General features: G+C 66.3%; 8 protein-coding genes. 6 read left to right on the forward strand and 2 right to left on the reverse strand.

The window, feature by feature from the left end; translation table 11 throughout:
- The first annotated feature begins 40 nt into the window (after positions 1–40).
- Together G4L39_RS00600 and sixA are read left to right on the forward strand one after the other, a co-directional pair.
- A complete protein-coding gene (locus tag G4L39_RS00600; RefSeq protein ID WP_165105128.1) occupies positions 41–910 on the forward strand; it encodes a CHAD domain-containing protein in 870 nt (289 codons plus the stop codon).
- A 13-nt stretch (positions 911–923) separates the two neighbouring features.
- The gene (gene sixA, locus G4L39_RS00605; RefSeq protein WP_165105130.1) at positions 924–1,427 is read left to right on the forward strand and encodes a phosphohistidine phosphatase SixA; all 504 of its coding nucleotides are present in this window, start codon (positions 924–926) and stop codon (positions 1,425–1,427) included.
- A 39-nt stretch (positions 1,428–1,466) separates the two neighbouring features.
- Here sixA and G4L39_RS00610 read toward each other — a convergent pair whose 3' ends face one another.
- Positions 1,467–8,396 carry a lamin tail domain-containing protein gene (locus G4L39_RS00610; protein WP_165105132.1) on the reverse strand — a complete coding sequence of 2,310 codons (6,930 nt, stop codon included), beginning with the start codon at positions 8,394–8,396 and terminating at the stop codon, positions 1,467–1,469.
- Between the two features lie 127 nt (positions 8,397–8,523).
- Complete coding sequence (locus G4L39_RS00615) at positions 8,524–9,837, reverse strand: esterase (protein ID WP_165105134.1); 1,314 nt, start codon at positions 9,835–9,837, stop codon at positions 8,524–8,526.
- A 735-nt stretch (positions 9,838–10,572) separates the two neighbouring features.
- On the opposite strand from G4L39_RS00615, the gene G4L39_RS00620 reads away from it, so the two are divergent.
- The 4 genes from G4L39_RS00620 to accB all read left to right on the forward strand — a co-directional run bounded on the left by G4L39_RS00620 (position 10,573) and on the right by accB (position 14,503).
- Positions 10,573–11,688, forward strand: a complete 1,116-nt coding sequence (locus G4L39_RS00620; RefSeq protein ID WP_165105135.1) for a DNA polymerase III subunit — start codon at positions 10,573–10,575, stop codon at positions 11,686–11,688.
- Positions 11,685–13,148 (forward strand): O-antigen ligase family protein, encoded by a 1,464-nt coding sequence (locus tag G4L39_RS00625; RefSeq protein ID WP_165105137.1) that lies wholly within the window; start codon positions 11,685–11,687, stop codon positions 13,146–13,148. The genes G4L39_RS00620 and G4L39_RS00625 overlap by 4 nt, the downstream gene beginning before the upstream one ends.
- A gap of 31 nt (positions 13,149–13,179) precedes the next feature.
- On the forward strand, positions 13,180–13,707 hold the full coding sequence (aroQ, locus tag G4L39_RS00630; protein ID WP_165105139.1) for a type II 3-dehydroquinate dehydratase: 528 nt from the start codon (positions 13,180–13,182) through the stop codon (positions 13,705–13,707).
- Positions 13,708–13,993: 286 nt separating this feature from the next.
- Positions 13,994–14,503 carry an acetyl-CoA carboxylase biotin carboxyl carrier protein gene (gene accB / locus G4L39_RS00635; RefSeq protein ID WP_165105141.1) on the forward strand — a complete coding sequence of 170 codons (510 nt, stop codon included), beginning with the start codon at positions 13,994–13,996 and terminating at the stop codon, positions 14,501–14,503.
- Positions 14,504–14,507 lie beyond the last annotated feature (4 nt).

A 14,507-nucleotide genomic window follows, 5' to 3' on the forward strand; every position in this document is an offset into this window, starting at 1 on the left:
GGGCCGGGCAACTGCCGAAGAACACGCCGGGAGATTTTGAATGGCAGCGAGCATTCATCCGACACTGGCGGGGCATTTGGCGGAGGCGATGCGGTTGCTGCGGCGCCGGCTGCGCCGGCGGTTGGAACGCATCCGGCGCAGACCGGATCCGGAGAGGGTTCATCAACTGCGGGTGGAAGCCCGGCGGGCGCTGGCTTTGGTGGACCTGGTGCGGGGGGCCGGCCTGACCCGGGGGACACGGAAACTGCGGAGGTGGTTGAAGGGGCAACTGGATGCCTTTGACGAGGTCCGGGACCTGCACATCTGCGGGCAGCGCGTGCGGCAGTGGCTGGGTGATGAACCCGAAAGCGAGCGGCTGGCGGGATTTTGGGCGGAGGAGGAGCGGCGGTTGGCCGACGAGATGGTGCGTGGATTGGACCCGGCGGAGGTTCGGCGGCGGGAGAAGCGGTTGAAGAAGTTGCAGAAGCGGCTGAAGAAGGCGGCAGCGGAGGGGTCGGAGGAGCCGGTGTCCGTTGCCGCGGTGCGGGTGTTGGAACCGTTGTTTGTGCGTGTGGAGCAGCGTGCGCGTCATGTGAAGACACCGGCGGGGATTCACCGGTTGCGGGTTGCGTTCAAGCGATATCGGTACGCGTGCGAGACGCTGGCATCGTTTCTGCCCGGGCTGTCGGCGCCGGTGCTTGCAGGCATGCGGGACTTTCACGGGTTGATGGGGGAACTTCAGGATTTGCAGGTTTTGCGGGCGGCTTTGAGGCGGGACGGCCCGCGGTTGGGGATTGGGCGGGCGCGACTGCGTGCGCTTCAGGGGCTTTTGGCGCGGCGGGAAGGCGCGTTGCTGGGGCGATGTCAGGTCGGGGCGCGCCGGCTGGGACGGTGGCGTCCATCCGGGCTGGCGCGGCGGCGCGCCCGGTGACATGCTCTGGCTTGTGAAACTGTACCTGTTGCGTCATGGCGAGGCGGAGGACGTTGGAGCCACGGCCTCCGGCTCGGATGCGGAACGGGCCCTGACGGTGAAGGGACGTCGCCGGGTCCGGTCACTGGCTCATGCACTGCGGCAGCGGAAGGTTTCCTGTGACCTTGTGTGGAGCAGTCCGTTGCGGCGGGCCCTGCAGACGGCCGAGATCATGATTCGCGGGCTTCGATTGGCGCGACAGCCCGTGGTGATGGATTGCCTGGCGCCGGACCGGACCCCGCGGGAGGTGGTGGCGGAGTTGCAGACGCTGCGTCCGGTGCCGGACGCCGTGATGCTGGTGGGGCATGAACCGTTGTTGGGTCGGTTGGCGGCCCTGTTGTGCACGGGCGATCCGGAGGGACTGGAGATTGAGCTGAAGAAGAGCGGGTTGATCCGGTTGGAAGTGGAGAAGCTCCGGTTGGGGCGGTGTGCGACACTGGAGTGGGTGATTTCGCCACGTTGGTTTGCTGCGGACTGAGGTGTGCGCGCGCCCGGGGCGGTCCGCGGGCGGGCCCCATCAGGGTTGGGGTGCCGGGGTGATCAGACGGTAGAACCTTGTGCCGTGAGTGCCGGGCTCGGGCTCGATCTCCACGACGCGCCGGGCCGGGTCGGCGGGGATTTGGTGGATGGTTTGCCAGTGGCCGGAAGTCAGGTCCTCGGTGGCCAGAACTGCGTAGGAGCGATGTGGCTGGGCGGTGAAGCGGAGGCGGAGCCGGCCCGGAGGCGCAGGGTGGAGTAGCTGGAGTTCGAGGCGGCTGTCGGGATCGGACGGATCGGTGCCGGCGCGGTACTCCTCGCGGTTGGAATGGCCATCACCGTCGCTGTCGAGGGTGGCGTCTGCCGGGTTGTTGCGGTCCAGGCCGTGCTGCCATTCGAACCAGTCCGGGATGCCGTCTGCGTCGGAATCGGTGGCGGGTGCGGTGTTGGGCCGGCCGGGTGTGGGCGGGCCGGCCGCCCAATGCAAGGGTTCGTTGCCGAACAGCCAGGGTTCGACTTTTTGGAGTGAATGGCCGGATCCGTCTGCGCTGGTGGGCCAGGGCGGTTCATCGTCGTAGCTGACGCGGTCCACCCGTACGTAGGGGACGAAACCGGGTTGGGGGCTGTCGGAGCCTTCGGGCCGGTCGGGAGCCAGCAGCGTGAGGGTTTCGCCGGCGTTGTCGAGGGCGCCCTCGAAGGGGCCAATCAGCGGGACGGTGTTGGGGATGTTGAACCTGCTGCGCAGGGCCGCCGCGCGTGTGGGATCGGCGTCCGGATCGAATCCGGTGACGATGAGGAACCCGCCCGGGGGCAGGACGGTTCCCGGTGGGAACGTGAACGAGACGGCGTCAGCGAGTTTCCAACGGTTGGTGGGGTGGGCCGGGTCGAACAGTGGGACAGGGGAGGGACCGAAGTTGTGGAGTTCGATCCATTCGTCAGTGTCGTCGGGGCCGCCCGAGGGATGGTAATGGATTTCGGAGAGGACGACCGGGCCGATGCCGGGTGGGGCGTTGGGGGCACCGCGACCGGTTCGGAACTGCTCCAACGAGACGGGCTGTTCCACCCCGAAGGTTGGCCGTTCCAGTGGAGCGAAGTCGGGACCCGAGCTGGTTTCGACGCGGCCGAAGGCCTGTCCGTTGAAGGAGGCGCCCCATACGGCCCGGTCGCGGTACCCGGTTTCCTGTTCATTACGGATTTCGGTGAGCCAGAGTATCTCGCCACGGGTTGAGCTGAGGGCGAAGGCGCGGTTGCCGGCTTGCGGCTGGTTGAACTGGGCCTCGTAGACCACCAGGAACCCGCCGGGCGGGATGACGGTTCCGGGCGGGAACCGATATTTCCAGCGGTCGCGTTCGTCATTGCTGAGGGCCCAGCCGCTGATGTCCACGGGTTGATCGCTGCGATTGTGGAGTTCGATGGCGTCTTCCCGCGGGGGATCGGTGTGGGCGAGGACCTCGTGGATGACCACGTTGGTGAGGGGACGGTAATTGCTTGCGCCGGGCGTGGGGGTGAGGGTGAATTCGCCGAAGTTGGGTGCGCCGTCGGGGATGCGTCCCTGGGAGACGCCCGGCCTGGCCGCGCCGAAGGCGACCTGGTCGAGCACTTCCCAGGAGTTGTTGTGGATCCGGTAGAGCACCAGCACTTCGCCGGTTTCCGCCAGTGCAAACGCTGCGTGATCGGGACCTGCGGTCGCGTCACCGTCGGCGACAAACCGCACGAAGTCGCGGGGTCCGATGAGGCTGAGCGGACCGATGCGGTGCCGCTCGCGGCCGGCCAGCGAAGGGTCGTCCGTGATCACCAGACCTTCCAGGCTTACGGGCAGGGTTCCGGTGTTGTAGATTTCGAACCAGTCCGGGCCACGGAGTGGTCGGGCCATCCATTCGTTGATACGGAGAGACGTCGGCGGGCCGAGGGTGGCGGGGCTGCTGTTGGCGGCACCGGGCGTGGGCTCGCTGAGCAGGGTGAACGTTTCTCCGGTCCGGCCGATGGAGAGGTCCGGCACCTGGAACCCGTAGGTGACGGCGTCCACGCGTCGGCCTGCCGTGTCCCAGAGGTAGACGGTTCCCGACTCGCCGGGTAATGGGCGGCCCAGGTTGAAGAACTCAGGGCCATGACTTGCCGGTGTTGCGGGATCGCACCAAACGACCAGATAGCCAAACGGGGGCAGGATCGTTCCCTGTGCGAAGGTCCACGGTGTGCGTTCGTTGGCTTGCAGGGTCAGTCGGAAGCCGGAGAGGTCCAGCGAGGTGCTGGTGGGGTTGTGGATTTCGATGAAATCAGCGATGCGGCCCTGGAAGTTTCGCGACCGGTTTCGGGCCAGGATTTCGTGGATGCGCGGGCCGCTGAGCGTGAGCCATTGGTTGCTGGCGGCCGGGGTGGGCACTGCGAGGGTGGTACAGGCATCGCCACCGTCGGGGACTCTACCGATGGAAAGGCCGGTTTGGTCGGAGGCGAACTCGACCTCGTCCAGGGTGCGCCCGGCCGGATCCTGCAGTGTCAGTTTGCCGGTGGCGGGGATGCGGAGGAGCAGGCGGTCGGGACGCGGCACGGTGGTCAAGCGGAGGAGGGCATGGCCGGACGGTGCCAGGTACGAGCGTGGCCACCATCGGGCTGCGAGGCCGTCCACCGCCACGGACAAGCCCTCGAGGGGGACGGGCAGGTCGGCGGAGCGGTTGAACAACTCGATCCAGCCGGGATCATCCGGTCCGGATCCGGGCATCCATTCGTTGAGTGCGAGCATTTGGGGGTCGGCCAAAATGGCCGGACGGTTGGGTGCGCCCGGTGTGGGTTCCACGAGTGTCCAACGGCCCTGCCACCGGCCCAGGGCGAAGTTGGGTACCTGCAGGCCGAAGACGACGCCGTCCACCCGGCTGGTTTGGGCGTTGTAGAGGAAGAGGGCATCGCCCTCGCGATCGAGGCCGAAGGGCGCGATCAGTTCGCCCGGTGCGGTACGGGGTGTGTTGCACCATACGATGAGGAACCCGCCGGCGGCGATGGTGGTGCCCGGTGGGAAAACGAATTTGCGGGGGTTGTTGTCGTCGGTGAGGCTCCAGCCGGAGATGTCTGCGGGCGCGGGGCCGGCGTTGTGGAGTTCGATCCAGTCGGGGAACGCGTTTGCGTGGGGGACGGCGCCTGCGTTGTCGGCCATGAGTTCATGGATTTGGATGGTTGGCGCGGGCGGGGTGGTGGGGGGTTGACCCGGTGTGCCGCCGGAGACGGTACTGGCCTGCCAGTTGAGCGGATCCCATGGATTGGCCCATGGATCGATGAGTTCGAGCGAGGGACCGTGTCCGTCGGGTTCGGTGGGCCAACCGTTTTCGTCGTCGTAAGTGACAGCGGCAAGGATGCGGCCTTTGGGGTCGCGCAGGACGATGGTTTCCCCGCCGTTGGCCAGGTTCCCGCCGTACCAGCCGAAAGGAGTTACACCCGGGTACCGTGCCAGCCAGGCGTTGGTGTCGGTGTTGGAGGCAAGCACCCAGCGTGCGCCGGGCGGGAGAACGCTGCCCGCGGGGAACCGGAAGGAGATGCCTCCGAACTCGCACCCGCTGAGGTCCACGGCGACGGTGCCGATGTTGGCCAGCTCGAGGAATTCCTCCGCGCTTCCGCCCTGCGGATTGTAATGCAGTTCGGTGATGCGCACGGGTGAATCCGGCGGGCCCACGCGGAAGCTGCGCTGGGCGATGGCGCTCCAGGTGGTGCCGACCAGAGAACGCGCGCGGATGGTGACGTCGCCGGTGAGACGGATGGGCCCGGTGTAGAGGATGGCCCAGGGTGCCACGGCGCCGGTGAATGGAAGACGCGGATCCAATCCGTTGGTGGTGTAGTAGATGTTGCCGGCCTGGTTGGTCAGCACCAGTTCGAACCCGCGGGGCACCCACGCCTGCGGGGTGTTGAACCCCGGCGCGTTGGTGAAGTGGTAGAGGCCCTGTTGTTGGAGTTGGCCGAGGTAGATGGGTGTACGCTGGCGGATCCACGCCTCCAGGTCGGGATTGAAGTTGGGCATCAGTACGGCCAGTTGTTCGCGCAGCTCCCGGAGTCGGGTCAGGATGTGTTCCAGGTCGAGGGCTCCGCCGGGCGAGAAGTGTTGGTGGATGCGATCGGCCCAGAGGAGTCGGAATTCGCCGCTGAGACGCAGGCGCTGGTAGAGCTGGGCGATTTCCGAGGAACCGGTGCTGGCCAGGCCGGAATCCCACGGGCCGGTTCCGTTCATGGTGAACGTGTTCAACGTGACGGCGCGGCCGCCGAAGCCCATGGCCCATTCGGCGTCCCACACCACGAAACGCCACGGACCTCCGGCGCGGTCGCGACCGGCCCGCCAGTTGTTGCCGGGCCAGTCTCCCGTGGCCGCCCAGGTATTGAGGATCAGGTAATCGACGAAATTGGTGAGGTCCAACCACCGTGCGATGTTGCTGTAGACGTTGGGGGCAGCGGGGGATTGTGTCCATACGTAGTTGACCAGCGCCTGGAAGTCTGTGCGGTCGCCATCCACCACGCCGCTGGGGCCGGCGGCCTGAGCCCAGGGGGGCCCGACCACGTCCCATTCCGCGCTACCGCCGAGGTGTTCCTGGAAGAATTCCTCGTGGACGCGTTCGCACGGGTTGTACCAGGGCGACGCGGTGTACGGCCGTCCGTTGAGGAAGACGATGGCCAGAGTGCCGTGCGAAGCGATCTGGCCCATGTCGGAGGACAGGCGCCGGGTCAATTCATCCCGCACGAAGGGGTTGTCCTGCTCGTTGAATCCGGCCCGCAGCACCAGTTGGTCGAAACGCTGGACCTGCGTGGTGGGGAAGAGTGGATATTCCAGTCGGCCGGGTCCGTAATCGCGGCGGAAATAGAGGCGGTAGGAGAACTTGCTGGTGGGGCGGAGGCGGGGTCGTTGGTAATCGCTGCCGTGGACGCGGATGCCGGCGTCGGCCTGGAACCCGCGGCCGTCGGCGGGTTCGATCCATTCCACCGACACGGGCCGTTCCCAGGCCAAGCCGTGTTGGGACGGGTTGTGATAGTCGCCCGGGGCGACCGGTTGCCAGGGGCCGCCGGCGTAAGTGCCGCCTTCGATGCCCAGGATACCCTTGGGACCATACAGGTGGTTGGACGCGGTGACCAGGGAGAGGGTCGGCAACGACCGCAGGGCCGGGGACAACCCGAAAAAGTAGCTGTGCGTAATGGTGCGCGAGGGGAGGTAACCGTCCTTGAAAGCCGCCGCGCGGAACAGGGTGGTTCGATCAATCCGCAACCGGCCCGGAAACCTCGGGCTGTCCCGTGTGGGTTCGCTTCCGTCGGTGGTGTAGCGGAATTCCACGTCCGGGGTTTCGCAGGATAGGATCAGGTCGAAGGGGATGTCGAAATGCCCGCGGCGCGCGTTCACGTGGACCGGTGCACAGACCCCGACGATGGGACTGGGTCCGTTGGGTGCGCCGGGGGTGGGTCGATCGTAATAACGCCATTGACCGTCGGGGGCCAGTCCGTAGCTGTAGTCGTTGCGTTGCTCGGGGTATTGATCGAAGCCGCTGACGCGGTTGTGGGGCGCGCCCGGCGGGTAGAGGCCGAGAGGTTCCCCGCCCAGCGCGAGCCGGAAGTTTGTGTGGAGGGGGCGGGACGGATCAGTGGGGCGGCGGTCCTTGCCGGAGGCAAACACGACCAGGTAACCGTTGGGCGGCAGGATCCGTTCCGGGAACACCCATCGCGCGGGCGCGGATCGGTCGTCGCTCAACGTCCAGCCGGCCAGGTTCACCGGCTCGGTGCCGGGGTTGTAGAGTTCGATCCAGTCCTGGAGGTCCCCGTCCTCGTCCGTCAGGCCGTTGGTGCGCACGGCACCGGCGAGGATTTCGGTGATCCACACCGGCGGCGTGGACATTGTCGGGTCGAGCGTGTACTGCCAGGCCCCTCCGGCGAAGGCGTTGGATGCGGCGGCGGCATCGGTGATGCCGTGGTTGGGTGCCCAGTCCACGGTGACCGTGGCGGGCCCGGGTGCGTCGAAGGCAAAGCGGTAGGTGTTTTCGCCGGAACTCGAAACCGATCGGGCGGGCCGGCCGTTGATGCGCAGGTCACCGGCGTCCACACCCCATACCGGTTCGCTGAAGGTCACCTCGATTTCTTCCAGGGTCCGAAGGGTCAGCCCCGGCGGGGGATGTACCCGGACCACGGTGGGCGGGATGGCGTCCGTGAATTCGTATTCCCATTCGGCGCCGGGGGCGTTTGCGTTGAACGGTAGCGGCGGTTCGGCCAGGTCGGTGATGCCATGGTTGGGCGACCATGACAGGTGCAGTGTGCCGTAGGGCGGTTGGGTCCAGCGGAACGTGTAGACCGCGCCCTGGCCGTGCACTTCCAGGGCCGGGACACCGTTCAACAGCAGGTCGTCTGCGTCCACGCCGGTCACCGGCTCCGAGAAAGTCACCTGGATGGAGTCCCAGACGGTGAGAAGCCCGGGTGCGGGTACGATGGCCAGGAGCACCGGCGGATTGGTGTCGAGCAGCACGGCCTCCAGTTGGGCGTCGAAGCCGAGGTCGGAACTGCCCAGCGACGTGTTGAACACCTGGACGGCCAGGACATTGGTTCCGACGCGGAGCAATCCGGGGGGCAGGTTCAGGGTGTAGGTTTCCCAGGGAACCGGTTCCGGGGCGTTTTGGGCGAGCGTGTTGATGGTGGGTTCGCCCGCGGGGACACGGACGCGCAGGACCTCCTGGCCGTTGATCCATGCGACGAACCCATCGTCCACAAACGCGCGCAGTCGCACCGTTTGCAGGGGTGGCACCTCCGACAGCACGAAGGGATGCCGCAAGAAGATGCAGCTGTAGCGTCCCTGCATGTCGGTCAACTGGGTGCCGCCGGTCTGGGGATCGCCGTACCAGAACGGTGCCGGTGCATTGCGGAAACCTGCCGCAACGTCGTCGAAGGCGGCCTGGCGCCATGCGGTGATGGGCGAGGAAGCCTCGTTGGTGCCGGCACGGAAACGCCATACGGATTGGGCCGGCACCCAGATTTGGGCCGCCGACAGGGTGAAGGTCGCGGCCCACCCGATGACGAGCAGACACGTCAGCAGTCCGCGGGGTGAGGGTTTGTCCCGTCTGGAGTTGCGCCTGGATTGTACCGGCCCTGCCTGCCTACCGGAAAAGCATTGGGACGAAATCCACGAGATAATCCCGCCAGTTGTTCCAGGTGTGTCCGCCATCCGTTTCCTTGTATGTCACGGGCCAACCGTGTTTGCGGAAAAGTTCCACCGTGGCGCGGCTGGTTTCCAGAAGGAAATCTTCGCGGCCGGTGGCGAACCAGAGGTTTTGAAACCCTGTGCGGACGGCGGCGTTGGTGAGCGAATCGCGATGGCGTTCCTCCCACGAGGGGCCGGCGGGCGCCGGCCCCGGTCGGCTGCCCAGGCCGAACACGCCGGAACTGAACACCCCGGCGGCGCTGAACGCTTGGGGGCGTTCCATCAGGATGTTGAGAGTCTGCATGCCGCCCATGGAAAGCCCGGCGATGGCGCGGTCGGCACGGTCGGTTCGCACCCGGTACCGTCGTTCCACCTCCGGCATGAGATCGTTGAGAAAATCGCGTTCGAACTCCTCGGTGAAGCGCATGCCGAATCGGAAGGGACCGGTGTGGCCATGGGGCATCACCACGAGCATCGGCCGGGCCCGACCGGCTGCGATGAGGTTGTCCAGGATCACGCCCGCGCGTCCCACCGTGCTCCAGGACGCGTCCGAATCGGTTGCCCCGTGAAGCAGGTAGAGCACCGGATAGCGTTCGGACCCGGACTCGTAGCCCGGGGGCGTGTACACGTGCATGCGCCGGAACCGCTGCAGTGTGCTGGAACGATACCAAACCACCGAAACCCCGCCGTGCGGCACCTCACGCAGATCGAACCACTCGGATCCGGGCACGTGAACGAGGCTCCAGACGGTTTCGTTCGATTCGCTCACGGTCGGGTTTTGCGGATCCACCACGGGCACACCGTCCACCAAAAACCGGTAGCGGTACGACCCGGGCGGCACCGGCCCCACGGTGAGCGACCAGACCTCGTTGGTGCCTTTTTGGAACTCCACGGGTTCCCGGACCCCTGCTCCCTGCAAATCGCTGCTTTGGAGGCGCACCTCCCGTGCCTGGGGCGCGCGGAGTCGGAATGTGATCTGGCGCTCCGGGGTTACCTCGGGTGAAATCGGCGGCGGGGTCGGGCTTCGCGGAGGAACCGCCGGTGGTGCGGATGTGGGTGCCTGCGCCGTGGCCGGCGCAATCGTGACGGTCAGACAGAGGATGGAGACGAACGCGCACACAGTTCGGGGCCAGTGGCCTGCGAGGACGCGTTTGGATGGGTGCACCGAGTTGGGGCTGCGAATCCGACCCCGGCGGGCCGGTCCGTCCTGTGTGCGCGTGGCGAGAGGGATACCGGCTGAACCGTTGGGGGAGGACTGGATGGAGTTCATGGGCTTCTCCTCTGCGAGCGGCCGCAATTTTTGCGGGCAAGTCCCGACTCCGGAGGCGCGGGAAAACCCGGCGACGCGACCGCTTTGGGCGGGTTGAGAGTGCGACAATGGTCGGGCTGTGCCAAGCGGGAACTTGACCTGTCAAAGCGCCGGACTCACCCGGACCGTGCAAGAGTTGGTAGGCCGGGCGTGGCCGTCTCCTTGAGATCTCTCAGAACCATGGAGGCTGAAAGCCGCCCTGGTGCGGCGCGGCCCGGAAGTCAAAACGACGCTATCAAACCCGCCTTGTCGAAGAAGCGGAGTATCGGTTTCTTTGCTTTGCCGGCCGGGGTTTCACCGCGCTTGCGGTGCTCCGTGGACTTGAAAGGCCGCGCATCGTCACGCGCAGATGTTGGGTCGCTGCAACGGGTGAGCCCGGGTTTGGTCTGGTCGCGTCCGAGCGGTCCAATGGTCCGGGGATGCGGGAGCTGGCGGCTCAAGTCCGGCGGCTGGCGTAACCCGGACGGCGCGGGACGGCGCCTGAGTCACCGGGTGTTGGGATGTCGGGCGCCGGAAGTGGACTGGTCGGCAGGGCAACCTTTGCTGGGGGTCTCGTTCGGCATCTACCGGGGTCAGCTGCTGTCCGAGGGTTCGGTCAAGGTGGATTGTTTTTCCGGTCGAGACGCTCTCCTGGGCGGATCGGAGCTCGGGTCTTTCCGATGGTGACGGGGCGTGGGACCGGGTATAAAAGCGTCCGTGGCGTTTCGCGATTTGCCGGAGCAGGAACAGGCGGTGAAGTTGTTGCAGCGGTCCCTGGCTGCGGGCCGGGTCGGGCATGCGTACCTGTTTGTCGGGGATCGTCTGGCGCCGCTGGTCGGTGTGGCGCGGAGTTTTGCCCAGGCGTTGCTCTGTGACCGGCCGGTTCAGGATGTGAGCCGTGGTTTGTGGGACGGTTGCAACGAATGTTCGGCCTGTCGCCGGGTCGAACATGGCAACCATCCGGATGTTCATTGGGTCCGGCCCGAATCCAGGCTGCGGCTTATCACCATTGACCAGGTACGGGATCTGAGCCGGGAGGTTCTTCTGAAGCCGCATGAAGGGCGTTGGAAGGTGGGCGTGCTGGTGGAGGCGGATTGTCTGAATGCGCAAGCGGCCAATGCGTTGCTCAAAACCTTGGAGGAACCGCCGGGCCGATCCGTGTTGCTGCTGTTGACCACCCAGCCGGGGCGGTTGCTCGACACCATTGTCTCCCGTTGTTTGCGGGTGCGGTTTGCCGCCGGGGCCGAGCCACTTCCGCCCGAGCGGCTGGCATGGCTGCGGGAGTGGACCGCTTTGGCCGCCGGGGCCGGGCTGCTGGAGCGGTATCGGATGGTGGACCTGTTGTTGCAGCAGTTGGAAGCAGCGCGTGAGGAGGCGAAGCGTGAGGTGGCCCGCCAGGAGGAACTCGCTGCGAGCGGTTCTTCCACGGGGCCCGTGGCCGGGGCGGTGGAAGAAGAAGGGTGGGAGGCTGAGGCGGCGCCGGCAGGGGCCGGCCCGGCCCGCAGCGCGGGTGAGGAAAAGGCGGCTCTTGAGGCCGAGTACAGGCGGCGACGGGACGAGTTGTTGACGGCACTGCTGCAATGGTTTCGCGATGTTTGGTGCGTCTGTTTGGGGATGGAGGAGGTCCGGCGATTCTATCCCGGCTTGGACACCACGCAGCAGCTGGCCCGGAAACTGGACGCGGCGGAGGCCCTGCAGAACCTGAGAACGTGGGAGGATCTTTTGTTCACGCTGCGCAGAACCAACGTGCAGGAGTTGTTGGCGTTGGAATCGGCGGTGCTCCGGCTCCGGCTCGGTGAAGCCCGGGCAGTTGCCGCCCGTGCCTCGGGATGAAATCGTCCGATCCACAGTGCACCGGACGGCCCGGACCGGCGGGCCGGCGTGAGGTTCGGTCTCCGGCGAAAGGGCCGCAGGGATTACTGGGATCAGGGTGGGTCCCGGCCGGTTGGGGTGTGCTGTTTGCCCTGGGTTTGCTGAAGTTCGGCAACCCCGTGGTGATGGAAAAGTTTCTGGAGACGCCCTCGGAGTGGTTGGAGTGGGTGCTGAGTCCGTGGCCGACGGCGTACGGGTATGGGGTTGCGATGGGCGTGTTGGGTTTGACGGTACTTCTGGGGCGGCGTGGCAGCTGGCCCGGACCGTGGTGGTTGATGGGGTTGCCCCTGATGTGGTTTGGGTGGCAGTGCGTATCGGCCTTGTTCACGGTGGATGGGACCCTTACGCGGCTGGTGCTGCCGCATTTCGCGGTTTGCGCGGCCTGTTTTTACGCAGGAGCCGGGTGGTTGGGACGGTGGTCGAGCCTGCGGGGTGTATGGGTGTGGGTGCTGGCGGCTCTGCTGTGGGTCATTGGGTATGGTGTGGACCAGCGGTTTCGTGGGTTGCCCGAGACCCGGGCGTTTATTCTGCAGCACGAGGCGACCCATTGGCGGGACTTTCCCGCGGAGGAACGCAAACGGTGGGAAGAGGCCGGTACGTTGATCCGCACGCCCGACGGATGGAAGGCTCATCCCAAGTTGTTGGAAAAGGCGTCGAGCCTGCGGATCAGCAGCACACTGTTCTATCCGAACACGCTGGCGGGTGCGCTGCTGATGATGGGGCCGGTGGTGTTGTGGGCGTTAGGGACGACCGACCGGCTTACGCCGGCGGCCCGGGTGTTTTCGGTGATGTCGGTCGGTGCGGGTTGTTTGGCGTGCCTGTACTGGTCGGGGTCCAAGGCGGGGTGGTTGATCGGCCTGGGACTGGCATTTCTGGGATTTTGGGCGTGGCCGTGGCCGGCGCGGGTACGCCTGGTGGTTTTGGGGTTGGTGTTGGGTGTCGGCCTGACCCTGTTTGCCGTGCGGTATGCGGGGTTTTTCCAGAGGGGGGCACCCAGTGTGGCGGCTCGCTGGGATTATTGGCGGGCGGCTTGGCAGACGGCGTGGGAGCATCCGTGGGTGGGGACCGGTCCCGGCACGTTTCAGCGGCCGTACGAGCGGATCAAGCCGCCCGAGGCGGAGATGGCCCGGCTGACGCATAACGACTATTTGCAGCAGGCGTCGGATTCCGGATGGCCGGCGGCGCTGGCGTATACGGTGTGGGTGGTGGGGGTGCTGGTGCGCACCGGCCGGCAGGTATGGTCGCGGCCGGACCGGGAACCCTTTTTTGTCTGGTTGGGTTTGGTGGCGTGGGCGGCGCAATCGTTCGTGGAGTTCAACCTATACATCCCTGGTCTGGCCTGGCCGGCCTTTGCACTGGCGGGTTGGCTGATGGCGGTGTCCGGCGAAAACCAGTCGACAGAGGGAGCGGTGGGACGGTAGGCTTGGGCACGTCCGGTTTGGGGCAGGGACCATGCGCATCCTTATATTGAACGGGCCGAATTTGAATCTGCTGGGGCAGCGCGAGCCCGGTGTGTACGGGTCTGTCACGTTGGCGGAGATCGAGGCCGGTGTTCGGTCCCAGGCGGAGGCGTGGGGTGTGGAGGTGGAATTTCGCCAGACCAATCACGAGGGGCAGTTGGTCGATTGGCTGCACGAGGCGGACCGAGGGTTTGACGGGGTGGTCTTGAACGCGGGGGCTTACACGCATACCAGCCTGGCGTTGCGGGACGCGATCGCCGGGATCCGGGTTCCGGTGGTGGAGGTGCATCTTTCGAACGTTTACGCCAGGGAGGAGTTTCGGCACCGGTCATTGATTGCGGGTGTGTGTGCCGGTCAGGTGAGTGGGTTTGGCGCGTGGTCGTATATTTTGGGTCTGGCGGCGCTTGTTAACGTTATCGACCCATCCAAACTGGGGTGGAAATGCGGTTTTCCAAGCCCTGGTAAAGGGTTCCGCCGCGGTCTTCAAGGCGGGTCCGGACCGGGCCGGGAATCGCCTTGACCCGAGGTGGGGCCGTACCTAGGCTCGAAGGGCGACGGGGGGCAGGGTCGAGTACCGACTGCTGCCTTTTTGCTGTGTCTTGGGCGGGCGTTGCGGCGGTGTTCGGCGGCTTGCCGGGTGCGCAGGGACGCCCGAGGCGGCTCCCCGGGCCTGCCGGGCGACGGTTCGGCAGAAAACCCGGGGCGAGCCGTCGACCCGGACCCGGATTCTGCCGTTGGGACAACGGTGGGCACAGACGGGACGGACGTGCCAGCCCCCGTAGTTTGGAGAGGAAAGGCGGTACGCTGTGGATCTGAAAGACATCAAGGCCATTATTGACCTGATGCGGAAGAACGCCGTGTCAGAGTTCGAGATGGAAAAAGAGGGTTTCAAGATCCGCCTGAAGCGGGAGCCCGTGTTGCGTGCCGGCGTGGCGGCGGAGGAGGTTGTGCCGGTGCCGGCCGGGACGGGGCCCGCGGGGGTCGGGTCCGCGGCCTCCGGGGCGTTGCCGGGCGCCGGAATGGCCGCGGCGGTGGGCCCCGTGCCGCCTGCGCCGGCTGCCCCTCCGGGACCACCGGAGATCGAGATCAAATCGCCGATGATCGGCACGTTTTACCGTGCTCCCTCACCGGAAGCAGCGCCGTATGTGGAGGTGGGCACGGAGGTTCATCCCGACACGGTGGTTTGCATCATTGAAGCCATGAAGGTTATGAACGAGATCAAGGCCGAGGTGCACGGGGTGATCACGGCGGTGCTGGTGGAGAATGCGCGGCCCGTGGAGTTTGGCCAGCCGCTGTTCAAGGTCCGTCCGCTGTAGAGCG

It is taken from the genome of Limisphaera ngatamarikiensis (assembly GCF_011044775.1).
GTDB lineage: Bacteria > Verrucomicrobiota > Verrucomicrobiia > Limisphaerales > Limisphaeraceae > Limisphaera > Limisphaera ngatamarikiensis.